Genomic DNA, 14,818 nt, shown 5'->3' with positions numbered 1-14,818 from the left:
GCGACGGACACGAGAAGGACGTGAAGGAATGACGCGCAGGTCCGGCCGGACCGGGCCGGGGCCCGCGGGCCGTACACCGGACGGCCGCGGGCACCTGGTCGCCGTCGTCGTACCGGAACCCCGGGACGCGGTGGCCGTGGTCGAACGGGAGGCGCCCGGCAGCGAGATCGCCGTGGTCTGCCTGCGGCCCGGCGGCAAGGACGGCCGGGCGGCCCTGGACCGGGCGCTCGCCGCCGCCGAGAGCCGGGGCTGCCGGGTGCGCGGCGGCCCCCGGGTGCTGGACAGCGACCCCCGGCAGGCGCTGCCGGCCCTGCGGGAGGAACTGCGCGCACTCGATCCGGAACGGCTGCACACCCTCGACCCCGACCCCGTGCACACCGGCCTGGACGAGGCGAGCGGGATGCCCTCCTACGGGGTGCCGGACACGCACGCCGAGACCGCCGCCGTGGCGCTTGCCGCGGCCCGCGCCCACCAGGCCGGGACGGGTCGGCCGTTGTACGTCGACTGCCTGCGCGCCGAACAGGGCCCGGGCGGCGACGGCGCCCCGCGCCACCCGGCGCCGGTGAACTGGCTCTCGGCCGGCTTCGACGGCCGGCTCACCGCCTTCTGGCCGACGGCCGCCGGTGTGGTGCGCTGGTACGAGGAGCTGCCCGGCGGCCGGTGGCGTGGCCCGGAGCTGCTGGAGGGACCGGGTCTGCTGCCCGGTCTGCTGGTGGTGCGCGATCCGCACGGGCTGCCTCATCTGCTCGGGCTGCGCAGGACCGCGCGCGGTGACGGCGGGGTGGACGTCGAGGTGGTGCATGCCGCCCAGTACCGCACCGGGCGACCGCTCACCCCCTGGCAGTCGCTCGGCGGGCCGAACGCCGCCGCCTGGCGCAAGGGACGCGAAGTGGGCTTCCCCGCGGCCGCCTTCGACGCGGCCGGGGACCTCCAGGTCTTCGTGCGCAACTTCGGGCACAGCGTCAGTCACCGCCGCCGGTCGGCCGACGGCACCTGGACGCCGTGGCAGCACCTGAGCGGGCTGCGGGTCGCCGACGACCTGGTCGCGGTGACCGCCGAGCACGGCGGGGTCGAACTGTTCGCCCGGGCCCGGGACACCTCGGCCGTGCTCCGCTGGTGCCCCGGGGCGGACGGCACCTGGAGCGAGGACCGCACCCTGCCGTTCGCCGCCCGCCCGGGCAGCCTGACCCCGGCGGCCGAGCCGGGCGCGGTCCTCTTCCGCGACGCCCGTACCGGCCGGACCTGCTTCTGGCGGCCGGGTGCCCCCGGCCCGTACCCGCTGGACGACCCGCTCGACGACCCGGAGAGCGGCTCGGGCGCGCCGTCCGCGGCCCGGGGCGCCGAACTCGCGGGCTGGGGCTACTCCGTGCTGGTCGGCCGGGGCGCCGACGGGACCTGCTCGCTCGGCGCGCATCCCGCGGGCCGGCCGGACACGGGGGTGTGGTGGCAGGACGTCGGCGCGCCTTCCTACGGCGCTCCGGCCGCGGCCGTCAGCCGTGCCGGACGGCTCGCCGTGGCGACCCGTACACCCGGTGGGCGGCTGCTGGTGGCCCGCCGGGACGAGAGCCGGGACGGGCTGGTACTGGACGGCTGGCGCCCGGTGGGGGACTGAGCCCGGCCTGTCGAACGGCCAACCGGATGGCCGGATTCCCACCCTTTCCGACCCCTGACCGAACCGTTCGCAAGCTCTGGGCCAAGTCTGCCCCAAGAGCGGCCCACGGTTCCCCGATGTGAAGATCGCAAATAGTTGTACGGGTTGCCTGTGATCAACATCGCGGTCAATGGCAGGTCAATGCGCGTCGACACGTAAGTGAAGGATTGTTAAAGTTCGGGTCGCTTATGTGATTGGCCTGTGAAATCAACCGGCCAATGTGTCCTGTTTAAGGGGTGACTGGGGGGTTATGGCCAGGCTTTCGCTGCGGGCTGTCCAAAAACTGACCTGCAAGAAACGAGACGCCTGGTGGACGGTCTTCCTCGTCGACCCCGTCGCCACCCGACTGCTGCTGGTCGTCGCGCGCTTCCGCTTCATCACCCCGAACCGGGTCACCTGGGCGGCGCTGTTCATCGGCCTGGCCGCGGGCGGCTTCTTCCTGGAGGGCGACCGGCAGTCCCTGATCATCGGGGCGCTGCTCTACCACCTGAGCTTCATCCTCGACTGCATCGACGGGAAGCTGGCCCGCCTCAAGGGCAACGGCACCGTCTTCGGCGGCTGGCTCGACTACGTCTTCGACCGCATCCGGGTGCTGTTCTGCGCCCTCGCCCTGATGGGCGGCCAGTTCCTGCCGCACGACGACGAGCGCTACCTGGTGGCCGCCCTCGTCGTGGTCTTCCTCGACATGCTCCGCTACGTCGACGCGCTGCAGATCTACAAGATGCGCATGTCGATGCGGACCAGGATCGAGAAGGTCACCCGAAACCGCGCCGAGGCCGAGGCCGAGGCTGTGGCTGTTGCCGAGGTCGAGGCCGAGGCCGAGGCTGTGCAGAAACGTTCCGTCAATGAGCGGGAGACCCCCGACGGCCCACCGGTGGTCTTCATGGAGGACCTGCTCCGCGACAACCCCCACACCTCCGCCGAGACCCTCCGCGCCGAGGCCGGCACCGGCAACGTCGTCGACCTGCACGAGCAGTTCCGCGACCAGTTCCCCTGGTACACCCGGATCCGCCGGGCCATGCTGCGCACCCGGATCCGCCCGCACCTCATCAGCGGCATCGAGTTCCAGATGTTCGTCTTCATCGTCGGCCCGCTGATCGGCCAGATCCTGTGGACCACCGCCGTCTCGGCCGCCCTGCTGCTGCTCTTCGAACTCGTCATCATGTACAAGTTCTGGCTCTCCACCCGCGACTTCACCAAGGTCATGGAGGAGCTCAGCCCCGCCTCCGGCGCCACCGGCACCATCGCCCCGCAGCTGCACCGGGGCCGCCACCGCCGCGCGGCCGACGCCCTGCTCGCCGACGAGCGCTACCAGGCCCCGGCGCCGGAGGACGACCCCTTCTTCCAGCCGTACCCGAAGCCCGACACCGTGCTCGACGGGCTCCCGCACGTCCCCGCACCGCACGGCGACACCATGCCCCTCACCCAGATCGGCAGGGGCGCGGCCCGCAGGATCCCGGTGGGCCGGGAGGAGTACCGATGAGACCCGGAGCAGAGACCACCCACGCCGAGTACGACGACGGCAACTTCCGGGTCACCGTCGTCATCCCCGCCCACAACGCGGCCACCACGATCGGCAAGGCGCTCCAGTCGGCCCTGAACCAGACCTACGAGCCGGTCGAGGTGATCGTCGTCGACGACGCCTCCACCGACGGCACCATCGAGGTCGTCGCAAGCTTCGCGGGCACCGACCCCCGGGTCCGGGTGCTGCGCCGCAAGGAGAACAGCGGCGGGGTCGGCGCCCCGCGCAACTGGGGCATCGCCCAGGCCGAGGGCCGCTGGGTGACGTTCCTGGACGCGGACGACGAACTCCCGCCCCGCGCCTGCGAACGGCTGGTCGCGAGCGCCCTGGAGACCGGCAGCGACATCACCGCCGGCCAGGCCGTCCGGGTCAACCGGGCCACCGGCGACACCGAGCCCTGGGCGCCCGAGGTCTACGCGATGGGCCGTACCGTCGCCGGTCTGGAGGAGTTCCCGCTCCTGCTCTCCGACCCGATCGCCGCCGCCAAGCTCTACAGCGTGGAGTTCCTGCGCTCGTACGGCGTCTGGTTCCCCGAGGGCGTCTTCTACGAGGACACCTACTTCTCCACCGTCGCCGGCTGCCTCGCCCGGGGCATCACGGTGATCACCGAGCCCGTCTACCGCTGGATGTGGGAGCCGGACGGCACCTCCATCACCGGCCGCACCGGCGAACTGCGCAGCATCACCGACCGGATCGCGGTGCACCGCGCCACCGACCGGTTCCTGCTGGAACGCGGGCTGTGGCAGCTGAAGGTGCGCAAGGACGCCAAGTTCCTCACCCACGACCTGCGCCTGTACATGCGCGCCCTCGCCGAGGGCGACGCCGGGTTCCAGCAGCGGTTCGCCGACATCGTCAGCTCCTACCTGTTCTCGCTCAGCGAGGAGGCCTTCGGGCTGTGCGGCCCGGTCGACCGGGTGCGCGGCTACTTCCTGATGTACGAGGAGATCGAGGCCGCCCTCACCACGCTGGACTACACCCAGCGCAAGAGCGTCTTCTCCTCCCACCTTGTCGAGGAGGGCGGCCGGGTCTACTGGTCCGCCGACCATCTGCACCTGCCCGACGCCCGCCGCATGCTGGACGTCACCGAACTGGGCCTGGCCGCCGCCCCGGTCACCCAGCTCCCGCTGTTCGGCCGGCTCACCGGCTGGCGGGTGGCGGGCACCGAGCTGTCGTACACCGGCGAACTGGTCAACCGCTTCGGCCGGATCGCCCTCGGCGACCCGGTCTCCCTCTCCCTGGCGGTCCGCAACCGGCACACCAAGAAGGATGTGGTCGTCCCCATCCGCGAGGTCTCGGTCGACGAGCGCCTGCTGACCTTCGAAGGCAGCGCCGACCTGGTGAAGCTGCTCGGCGACGACCTCGCCGACAGCACGGTGTGGAACGTCTCGGTGATCCTGGAGTGGAAGCGCAGCCGCTCCCGCTCCGCGCTGAGCGTCCGCGACATCACCCTGGACGGTCTCGGCTTCGACCGGGACGGCGAGGAGTACGAGGGTTACCGCACCGTCAGCGGCAACCTCGCCCTGCGCTCCGCCACCGCGGGCCGGCGCACCTTCGAGACCGAGCAGAACGACCCGAACGCCCCCTGGATGTGGTGGCGCGACCGGATCCACCCGCCGATCGGGCAGCTCACCGGCCCCTTCCAGCTCGCCGTCGTCGTCCCCTGCTACAACGTCGCCAAGTACCTGGACGACTGCCTCGGCTCCCTCGCCGCCCAGCGCGGCTTCGCCGAGACCCAGGTGATCCTGGTCGACGACGGTGCCACCGACGACACCCCGCACATGCTGGAGCGGTTCGCCGCCCACTACGCCAACGTCACCGTCGTCCACCAGCCCAACGGCGGCCTCGGCAACGCCCGCAACACCGGCCTGGACCGGGTCGTCGCGCCGTACGTCACCTTCCTCGACTCCGACGACATCCTCGGCGAGGACGCCCTCGCCGCGATGCTCGAAGCCGCCCACCGTGACGGCTCGGAAGTCGTCATGGGCGACCTCGTCAACTTCCCGGACCGGCCCTACGGCCCGTGGAAGGAGTACTTCGGGCAGGGCGACCGGCTGGTCACCGACTTCGCCGAGATCCCCGACATGATCTTCAGCGGCTCGGCCTGCAACAAGCTCTTCGCCACCGCCCTGCTGCGCCGGCTCGGCCTGCGCTTCGGCGAGGGCGTGCACTTCGAGGACGCCTGGCTGACGCTGCCCGCGATGCTGCGGGCCGGCTCGCTGAGCATCGTGGACCGGCCCGTCTACTGGTACCGGGGCCGCCCCGACGGCTCGTCCATCATGGACTCGCTGTGGAGCAAGCCCGCCAACTACCGCGACCACCTGCGGCTCAACCACTTCCTGTTGCACTACAGCGCCGAGGAACCCCCGGAGATCCGCCGGATGTTCCAGCGCTACGCCACCCGCACCTACAAGGGCTTCCTGTGCAACGCCCGCAACGTGATGGGCCGTTCGCAGCTCGCCGGGATGTTCCCGGACCTGCACCGGCACTACGCGCAGATCCCCGACGACGTCATCACCGAGTTCGTCACCAGCCCCGCCCAGCAGCTCGACCACTACGCGGCCCGTACCGGCAACTTCGAGCTGTTCGCCGACCCGGAACCGGCCCTCGCCGCGGCCCCGCCGGTCGTGGAGATCGACGACGACGGGTTCTACCGCACCTTCCCCGGTGGCCGGCTGCACAGCGGCGCGGCCCGGGTCAGGGATCCCAACGTGGTGGTGGAGAGCGTCCGCACCCGGGACGACGTGCTGGTCCTGGAGGGCTGCATGGCCTTCCCCGGCCTGGACCTCGGCGGCCCGATGGGCAACCGCCTCGAACTCGTCCACCAGGTCCGCGGCACCAAGGTCACCGTCCCGCTGACCCAGGTCTACCGCCGCGACCTGAGCAACGCGCGGGGCGGCCGGGACCTGTACGCCGGCTGGTACGCCGAGATCCCCGCCGCCCGGCTCGCCGAGACCGGCTTCGGCGTCGGCGACTTCCGGCTGCGGGTGCACCGCCCGGACGGCACCCGGCACCGCAACGTCGTCATGAAGGCCCGCCTCGCCCTGCACCGGCTCAAGGGCCCCGGCAAGGTCGGCCGGTACCCCTACATGCTGACCATCGGCGCCCAGGACGCCCTGCATCTGCGCCTGGTCGCCCCCGGCCGCACCGCCCGCCTCAAGCACGCGATGTGGCGGGCCGGCCGCGAACTGCGCATCCTGCGCACCCGCAACCCCGGCTGGCGGATGCGCCTCGCCTACTGGCTGACCTATCCCTTCCTCAACGGCAAGGAGATCTGGCTGGTCGGCGAGCGCTCCGACACCGCGCAGGACAACTCGTACCACTTCTTCAAGTGGGCCCGGACCCACCGCAAGCGCCGCAACGTGTACTACGTCATCGACGCGGCCTCGGCCGACCACGCCAAGGTCGCCCCGTACGGGAACGTCCTCAAGCTGGGCTCCTTCAAGCACCGCATGTACCTGCTCCACGCGACCAAGCTCATCGGCTCCTACGACTCCGAGTCCTACCTCGTCCCCGAGGGCTACAAGAAGGCGCTCTTCCTGCACCGCTTCGGCGAACTGGTCAAGTACCAGCGGGTGTTCCTCCAGCACGGCGTCACCTACAACGACGTGACCTCCGGCGCGGACCAGCGCATCGCGAGCTACGACTTGCTGGTCACCGCCGGCCGCCAGGAACGCGACTTCATGGCCCAGGAGGCCGGCTACGGCGACCGCGCCCAGCCGGTCGGCTTCCCGCGCTTCGACGCCCTCCAGCGCGAACGCCGCGACAAGCCGCGCATCCTGCTGATGCCCACCTGGCGGCAGTGGATCGTCACCGCGTCCTACAAGAAGTCCGCCGGACCGGCGCGGACCAGCTTCACCCAGTCCGAGTACTACCGCTTCTACAAGACGCTGCTCTCCGACCCCCGCCTCGGCCGCGCCCTGGACCACTTCGGCGTGGACCTCGAATTCTTCCCGCACTACGAGATCCGCCCCTACCTGCACACCTTCCAGTTCTCCTCGCCGTCCATCCAGGTCGCCGACCCGCACACCCGCAATGTGCAGCAGGCGATGAAGGAGTGCTCGCTGATGGTCACCGACTACTCGTCGGTGTTCTTCGACGTGGCCTACATGGGCATCCCGCTGGTCTACGTCCCCTTCGACGAGGAGGACTTCTACGGCCGGCACTACAAGCGCGGCTACTTCAACCTCGCCGAGGACGGCTTCGGCCCGGTCTGCCGGACCGTCGACCAGGCCGTCGACGAGATCATCGCCGCCATCGCCCGCGACTTCACCGTCCAGCCCCAACACCGGGCCCGGGTCGAGGAGTTCTTCGTGCACCGCGGCGGCGGCAACTGCGAGCGCGTCTTCGACGCCATCGAGGCCCTGGGCACCGCCTCCGCGGCCGCCCTGGCCCCCCGACGCCCGATCGGCGCCCTCCCGGCCCCGCTGCCCACCCTCACCGAGTGGATCGACGCGGCCTGACCCTGTCCACGACATGCACAAGGGGGCCTCCGCGGATCGCGGAGGCCCCCTTGTGCTGCCGGCCGTTACGCCGGGACGGACGCCACGCCCGGCGCCAGGAACTTCTTGCCGTTCACGCGCTCGGAGACACCCTCGCGGTCCAGGTACGGCGTGATGCCGCCCAGGTGGAAGGGCCAGCCGGCGCCCGTGATCAGGCAGAGGTCGATGTCCTGCGCCTCGGCGACGACACCCTCGTCGAGCATCAGCCCGATCTCCTGGGCGACGGCGTCCAGGACGCGGTCACGGACCTGCTCCTCGCTGAGGACCACATCGCCCTGCTTGAGCAGCGCGGCGACCTCGGGGTCCAGCTCCGGCTTCCCGCTGTCGTACACGTAGAAGCCGCGCTTGCCCGCCTTGACGACGGCCGCGAGGTTCGGGGAGACCGTGAAGCGGTCCGGGAAGGCCCGGTTGAGGGTCTCCGAGACGTGCAGGCCGATGGCAGGACCGACCAGCTCCAGGAGCACCAGCGGAGACATCGGCAGGCCCAGCGGCTCGACCGCCTTCTCCGCGACCTCGACCGGGGTGCCCTCGTCGATGACGTTCTGGATCTCGCCCATGAAGCGGGTGAGGATGCGGTTGACGACGAACGCCGGGGCGTCCTTCACCAGGACCGCGGTCTTCTTCAGCTTCTTGGCGACGGCGAAGGCGGTGGCCAGCGACGCGTCGTCGGTCTGCTCGCCGCGCACGATCTCCAGGAGCGGGAGGATCGCCACCGGGTTGAAGAAGTGGAAGCCCACGACCCGCTCGGGGTTCTTCAGCTTCGACGCCATCTCCGTCACCGACAGCGAGGAGGTGTTGGTGGCGAGGATCGCGTGCGCCGGGGCGACCGCCTCGACCTCCGCGAACACCTGCTGCTTGACGCCGATCTCCTCGAAGACGGCCTCGATGATGAAGTCGGCGTCCGCGAAGCCCTCGGCCTTGTCCAGCACACCGGTGACCAGGGCCTTGAGGCGGTTGGCCTTGTCCTGGTTGATACGGCCCTTGCCGAGCAGCTTCTCGATCTCGGCGTGGACATAGCCCACACCCTTGTCGACGCGCTCCTGGTCGATGTCGGTCAGCACGACCGGCACCTCCAGGCGGCGCAGGAAGAGCAGGGCGAGCTGCGAGGCCATGAGGCCCGCGCCCACGACGCCCACCTTGGTGACCGGGCGCGCCAGGTTCTTGTCGGGCGCACCCGCCGGGCGCTTGCCGCGCTTCTGCACCAGGTTGAACGCGTAGATGCCGGCGCGGAGTTCACCGCCCATGATCAGGTCGGCGAGCGCCAGGTCCTCGGCGTCGTACCCCTGCTGGAGGTCGCCGTTCTTGGCGGCGGCGATGATGTCCAGGGCGCGGTAGGCGGCCGGGGCGGCGCCGTGCACCTTGGAGTCCGCGATGAAGCGGCCCTTGGCGACGGCCTGGTCCCAGGCCTCGCCGCGGTCGATCACCGGGCGCTCGACCTCGATGTCGCCCTTCAGCACCTGGGCGGTCCAGATCAGCGACTGCTCCAGGAAGTCGGCGCCCTCGAAGATCGCGTCGGCGATCCCGAGGTCGAAGACCTGCTGGCCCTTGAGCTGCTTGTTCTGGTTGAGGCTGTTCTCGATGATGACCGAGACGGCCTTGTCGGCGCCGATCAGGTTCGGCAGCAGCGCGCAGCCGCCCCAGCCCGGGACCAGACCGAGGAAGACCTCGGGGAGCGAGAACGCCGGGATGGCCTTCGAGACGGTCCGGTACGTGCAGTGCAGACCGACCTCGACGCCACCGCCCATGGCGGCACCGTTGTAGTACGTGAAGGTCGGCACGGCCAGACCCGCGAGGCGCTTGAAGACCTCGTGGCCGCCCTTGCCGATGGCGAGCGCGTGCTCGTGCTCCTTGAGGAGCTCGACGCCCTTGAGGTCGGCGCCGACCGCGAAGATGAACGGCTTGCCGGTGATACCGACACCGACGATCGTGCCCTCGGCCGCCTCCTTCTCGACCTGGTCGATGGCGGTGTTCAGGTTCGCCAGCGAGGCCGGGCCGAAGGTGGTCGGCTTGGTGTGGTCCAGGCCGTTGTCCAGGGTGATCAGCGCGAAGCGGCCGGCCCCGGACGGCAGGTCGAAGTGGCGTACGTGCGCCGACGTCACGACCTCGTCGGGGAACAGGTCCGAGGCCTGCTTCAGAAGCTCGGCGGTGGTGCTCACTTGTCCCCCTCGAAGTGCGGGTTCTCCCAGATGACCGTCGCGCCCATGCCGAAGCCGACGCACATGGTGGTCAGGCCGTAGCGGACGCTGGGCTGCTCCTCGAACTGACGGGCCAGCTGCGTCATCAGACGCACACCCGAGGAGGCCAGCGGGTGACCGAAGGCGATGGCGCCGCCGTACTGGTTGACGCGCTCGTCGTCGTCCGCGATGCCGTAGTGCTCGAGGAAGGCCAGCACCTGCACGGCGAAGGCCTCGTTGATCTCGAACAGACCGATGTCGGAGATCGACAGACCCGCCTGCGCGAGCGCCTTCTCGGTGGCCGGGATCGGGCCGTAGCCCATGACCTCGGGCTCGACACCGGCGAAGGAGTACGACACGAGCCGCATCTTGACCGGCAGGTTGTTCTCGCGGGCGAAGTCCTCGCTGGCGATCAGCGAGGCGGTGGCGCCGTCGTTCAGACCGGCCGCGTTACCGGCGGTGACCCGGCCGTGCACACGGAACGGCGTCTTCAGACCCGACAGGTTCTCCAGGGTGGTCCCCGGCCGCATCGGCTCGTCGGCGGTGACCAGACCCCAGCCGGTCTCGCCGCCCTCGGGGTTGGTCCGGCGCACCGAGATCGGGACCAGGTCGGCCTGGATCTTGCCGTTGGCGTACGCCTTGGCGGCCTTCTCCTGCGACCGCACCGCGTACTCGTCCGTGCGCGCCTTGGTGATCCCCGGGTAGCGGTCGTGCAGGTTCTCGGCGGTCATGCCCATGAACAGCGCCGACTCGTCGACCAGCTTCTCGCTGACGAACCGCGGGTTCGGGTCGACGCCCTCGCCCATCGGGTGGCGGCCCATGTGCTCGACACCGCCGGCGATGGCGATGTCGTACGCGCCGAAGGCGACGGAACCGGCGACCGTGGTGACGGCGGTCAGCGCGCCGGCGCACATGCGGTCGATGGAGTAGCCGGGCACGGAGGTCGGCAGGCCCGCGAGAATGCCCGCGGTACGGCCGATGGTCAGACCCTGGTCACCGATCTGCGTGGTCGCGGCGATGGCGACCTCGTCGATCTTCTTGGTGTCCAGCCCGGGGTTGCGGCGCAGCAGCTCCCGGATCGCCTTCACGACGAGGTCGTCGGCACGGGTCTCGTGGTAGATGCCCTTCGGGCCCGCCTTGCCGAACGGGGTACGGACGCCGTCGACGAAGACGACATCCCTGACGGTACGAGGCACGATTGGCTCTCCTCCAGGGTGCGGGATGGCACTGCTGCGATGCGCTGAGCGCGCGCTCAGGGCCCATGCTACTTATGAGTAACGTGGCTGCCCACCCCTGACGGTCGGAGCGGCGAAGGTCACATGAAAAGCACCGGCCAGGGAAAGCGCCCATCCAGAGGCGCGGGGCTGTATCGATATGCGGCTCCGCCGCGCGGGCGCGAGCAACCCACCACGACCCGCGGCCCCGCTGTCTGCCTGCCGTTCCAGAATCTTGGCGTGATCTCGACGTCCCTGTTCCGCTTCGGCGGCCCCTACGGAGCGCACTGGGAGATCGTCTCGGCGGGAGCGATTCCGGTGATCCTGCCGATGCTGGTCGTCTTCCTGTGCCTGCAACGCATCATCTGCAACGGCTTCACGCGGGGAGCGACGCGGTGCGCGCCCCGCAGCGCGGGGCTAGCGTCCGACGCCGCCGCTCGGCATCGTCCGGCCGGTACACCGGAGTGTTCGAGTGCGGGTCGGCGGTCCGTACGCCCAGCTCCAGGATGCGGGCGTTCTGCGCCATCAGGCGCGGGCCGTGTGGGTGTGATGCGCGGACGGGGCGGGCGTCGGTCCGCGACCGGGGTGGTGTGAGCACGGGGGCTCCTCTCGGGTGGTGGTGTGCGCACTAGGACGGCCGTGGGATCACGGACGGCCCGGAGAGCGGCATCCCCGGTGCTCCAGCGCGCGGATGACGCGGTAGTCCCGTTCGATGGCCCGCGGCTCGCTGCTGCTGAGCACGGCCTCGGCGGACACGGGCGCACCCGGCGTGCGGATCTCGCTCGCCGCGACCACGGTGGGCAGCGAGCGCAGGACGGCTCCCAGCCACGGGGCGATCCCGGCGGCCGGACGCAGACGTACCCGCACGACGTGCTGTCCGCTCGGAGCGGGCGCGAACCGGGCGCCGGCGGCCGGCGGTATCCAGGCGCCCAGCGCGTCGGTGGCGCGGTTGCGGCCGGTCGCCGTCCGCAGCGCTTCGTCGGCCGGCGTCACGACGGGCGCCGCCAGCGCGGACACCACCAGCAACTCCTGATCGGCGCCGTACGCGAGGCGGGTGGTGACCGGGCCGCACACCACGCCGAGCGCGTCGAGTGCGCGGTTCGTGCGAAGCGCGAGGGTCTGTGCCAGCGGGCTGCCCGGAGGGAGCAGATCGGTACGGTCGAAGCGGCCGTCACCGGTGTGGACGTCCGCCCACAGGTCGGTGACGACGTGTTCGGGGCGGCCGTCCAGGTCCGGACGGGTGGCGGTGTTGACCGTGTACCGCAGCCGGGAGGGCCGCTCGCTCAGTACCAGGTGCGCGCTGCCGGAGTGCTGGAGGGCCGCGTGCCGCATGGCCGGCCAGGTGGTGTTGATCTGGCGTTCGTCCTCGCACTCCACCGGGTCGACCGGGGTGCCGGTGGCCGCCGGGGCGAGCAGGTAGCCGGGCCCGGGGCGGCTCCGCGCCCAGGCCATGGCGTCGGCCGGACTCGTCGTGCGGATGCCGCGCAGAGCGGGGATCCCGACCCGTGCCAGGCGGTCCGCCTGCGCCCCGCGGTCGTACCTCAGCGGCGAGCACGCCGGATCGGCGCCGGGAAGGCCGAGCTGCCAGGCGATCCGCTCGGCCAGCTCGATGCCCCCGGTGCTGCCCGCGACGACGGCCGACACCCCCAGCGCCCGCAGCGCCTTGACCGTCTGCCGGACCCCGCGGTGCACGACCGTGCCGGTGTATCCGACGGGTACCGGCGAGCTCCGGTACGCCGGTGGCCGCAGGCGGTGCTCCGGTACGACGGCCACCGTCCGCCAGCCGTGCCGGGCGAACGCCCGTGGATACGGGACCCCGCTGTCATACGGGGCGATCACCGCCGCGGTGGGGGCGGCGGGGTCGGTCCGTACGACGGCCGTGGCGGGGGCGGCGGGGATGGTCATCGGTGCGAGCTCCCAGGCAGACGGGCGCGAGGCCGAAGCGGGTCGGCGGGTGCGGGCGGACATCCGGCAGCCCGGGTGGCTCACGCGCACGTGATGAACGAGGCAATTGCGTCGGGCATCCGCGCGTTTACTCCACGGATGCCGGCCATCGGGGCCGGCATCGCATACGGAACGCGTCGAGGACAAAGCCGGCCGTACACCGACGCCGATGGCTCGGCGGACTTCGTCCGAACGCGATCGGAATGCATGTGACCCCCCGTGCGGATGGGTGTGATGCGACGGCGTGTCCGCTGGACCGCTCGACCCGCCGTACGACGCCATCCGGTCTTGTTGGGACCGGTCGGTCTCTTCTGCTGTGGCCGGCCCCATCCGCAGGGAGGGACCCGCCTGTGTCCTCGGAGTACAGGACTGGCTGTGCGGCTTCCGGGAGGTGATCGATGGCAGAAGGGACTGATCGGTCTGTTGTGTCGGCGCCAAGTCTGGAACTCAGGCGCTGTGACGTCAAGCAAACGTCGGTCGCAGCTCCTCAGCGCCTCGGCTGCGGGCGGGAGACCGCGTTCCGCTCAACGAGGGTGGTCACGGCCGAAAGGCCATAGGAGTCCTTACGTGTTGCGCCCTGGCCCTTCGGGGTAGTATCGGGAGGCTGATCAACGTGTATGCGATATTTCCCGGCTTGTCGTGAAGCCCTGGAATTCCTTTTCCTGAGAATTCGGTGCGGATTTTCGGGGCTTCGAGACCGCTCGCGGGGGCGGGCGTTCTGGAATGCGTGTGCAGTTTTCCTGGACAAAGTCCGTTCAGTCTCAACCGGCGAATGGGACTCGAAGGCGAGATCGAATGAGCAACCTGCGTAGGCCGCGACGGCGGCAACAACGCGCCATTGACACGAGGCAGCGAATCCTCGACAGCGCCGGCGCGCTCTTCGTGGCGGACAGCTACGAAGGCACGTCGGTAAGTGACCTGATCGCCGCCGCACGGACGAGCAAGGGGGCCTTCTACCGGCATTTCCCCGGCGGAAAGCTCGAAGTGGCGTCGGCCATCATGGAGGACACGCTGAGCATGGACGGGCTGCGGAAGCAGCGAATCGCGCTCCAGGAGATGGTCGACATAGGCATGATCCTGGCCCATCGAATCTCCAGGGAGAGCGCTCTCCAGGCCGCCTTGATGCTGTCGTTTCACGGCACTGCACCAGAAACCTACGGAACGCCCTGGCCGGACTGGATCGTGTTCAACACGGGGCAGTTGACCGAAGCCCGGCGACGAGGAGAGCTGAAACCCTTCGTCGATCTGGAGGAGCAGGCGTACCAGGTCGCGGGGGCCTGGGCCGGATTGGTGCTGATCTCGAACACCCTCGATCGGCACATGGGGAACGTCGAAGCGCGGGTCTCGCGCATGTACCGCAATCTGGTGACCGCGATCGCGGTACCGGAACTCCTGCCGGAGATCGACTTCTCGGTGGAACGAGGCAGGAACCTGTACGCCGCGTTCCTCGAAGGCGCATCCGACCAGGACCTGCCGCCGGGCGAACCGGCGGACGAACTCCAGGATCAGGACGAAGACCACGAAGAGCCCTCGGAGCAGGCCGAAAAGGCGCCCCCGGAGCATGCCGGTGAACTCCTGGACTAGGGCCTGTCTGACAATTCCGGTCTGCCTCGCGACGCCATGCACGCTTTCCCACTGCCTCAAGGGCGTGGGAGGTGCCCCCCCACTCGCCGCACATGGCCTACGCCCGGCGCGCCGAGAGCACGCACCTGACGCCGCGAGGCCGCCCTCCGGGCGACGACGGGAATGGTCAGACAGGCCCTAGCGGGACCAGCGCGGACACCAGCTCTTCGGCAGTGCCGTGCCGCACGCCG

General features: G+C 70.4%; 7 protein-coding genes and 1 pseudogene. 5 read left to right on the top strand and 3 right to left on the bottom strand.

The window, feature by feature from the left end:
- Positions 1 to 28: 28 nt before the first annotated feature.
- The 3 genes from ACZ5K7_RS02435 to ACZ5K7_RS02425 all read left to right on the top strand — a co-directional run bounded on the left by ACZ5K7_RS02435 (position 29) and on the right by ACZ5K7_RS02425 (position 7,633).
- Positions 29 to 1,612: a DUF8189 domain-containing protein gene (locus ACZ5K7_RS02435; protein ID WP_468909512.1), complete on the top strand. Its 1,584-nt coding sequence runs from the start codon at positions 29 to 31 to the stop codon at positions 1,610 to 1,612.
- A 289-nt stretch (positions 1,613 to 1,901) separates the two neighbouring features.
- Positions 1,902 to 3,134 (top strand): CDP-alcohol phosphatidyltransferase family protein, encoded by a 1,233-nt coding sequence (locus ACZ5K7_RS02430; RefSeq protein ID WP_468909510.1) that lies wholly within the window; start codon positions 1,902 to 1,904, stop codon positions 3,132 to 3,134.
- Positions 3,131 to 7,633, top strand: a complete 4,503-nt coding sequence (locus ACZ5K7_RS02425) for a bifunctional glycosyltransferase/CDP-glycerol:glycerophosphate glycerophosphotransferase (protein ID WP_468909507.1) — start codon at positions 3,131 to 3,133, stop codon at positions 7,631 to 7,633. Before ACZ5K7_RS02430 ends, ACZ5K7_RS02425 begins: the two co-directional genes overlap by 4 nt.
- Before the next feature lie 65 nt (positions 7,634 to 7,698).
- On the opposite strand, the gene ACZ5K7_RS02420 is transcribed toward ACZ5K7_RS02425, so the two are convergent.
- The gene (locus ACZ5K7_RS02420; RefSeq protein ID WP_468909504.1) at positions 7,699 to 9,828 is read right to left on the bottom strand and encodes a 3-hydroxyacyl-CoA dehydrogenase NAD-binding domain-containing protein; all 2,130 of its coding nucleotides are present in this window, start codon (positions 9,826 to 9,828) and stop codon (positions 7,699 to 7,701) included.
- Positions 9,825 to 11,042: a thiolase family protein gene (locus tag ACZ5K7_RS02415; protein WP_351710393.1), complete on the bottom strand. Its 1,218-nt coding sequence runs from the start codon at positions 11,040 to 11,042 to the stop codon at positions 9,825 to 9,827. The genes ACZ5K7_RS02420 and ACZ5K7_RS02415 overlap by 4 nt, the downstream gene beginning before the upstream one ends.
- A gap of 246 nt (positions 11,043 to 11,288) precedes the next feature.
- Here ACZ5K7_RS02415 and ACZ5K7_RS02410 point away from each other — a divergent pair.
- Positions 11,289 to 11,456 (top strand): annotated as a pseudogene (locus tag ACZ5K7_RS02410) (carbohydrate ABC transporter permease); the annotation flags it as partial.
- Positions 11,457 to 11,705: 249 nt separating this feature from the next.
- Here ACZ5K7_RS02410 and ACZ5K7_RS02405 read toward each other — a convergent pair.
- On the bottom strand, positions 11,706 to 12,965 hold the full coding sequence (locus ACZ5K7_RS02405) for a hypothetical protein (RefSeq protein WP_468909500.1): 1,260 nt from the start codon (positions 12,963 to 12,965) through the stop codon (positions 11,706 to 11,708).
- Between the two features lie 834 nt (positions 12,966 to 13,799).
- On the opposite strand from ACZ5K7_RS02405, the gene ACZ5K7_RS02400 reads away from it, so the two are divergent.
- Positions 13,800 to 14,588, top strand: coding sequence for a TetR family transcriptional regulator (locus ACZ5K7_RS02400; protein ID WP_468909498.1), 789 nt, complete (start codon positions 13,800 to 13,802; stop codon positions 14,586 to 14,588).
- The last annotated feature ends 230 nt before the right edge of the window (positions 14,589 to 14,818 follow it).

The organism is Streptomyces sp. NPDC031497 (assembly GCF_055580905.1).
Note: the sequence above shows the minus strand (reverse complement) of the source record. Positions and strands in the feature narration are given on the sequence as shown.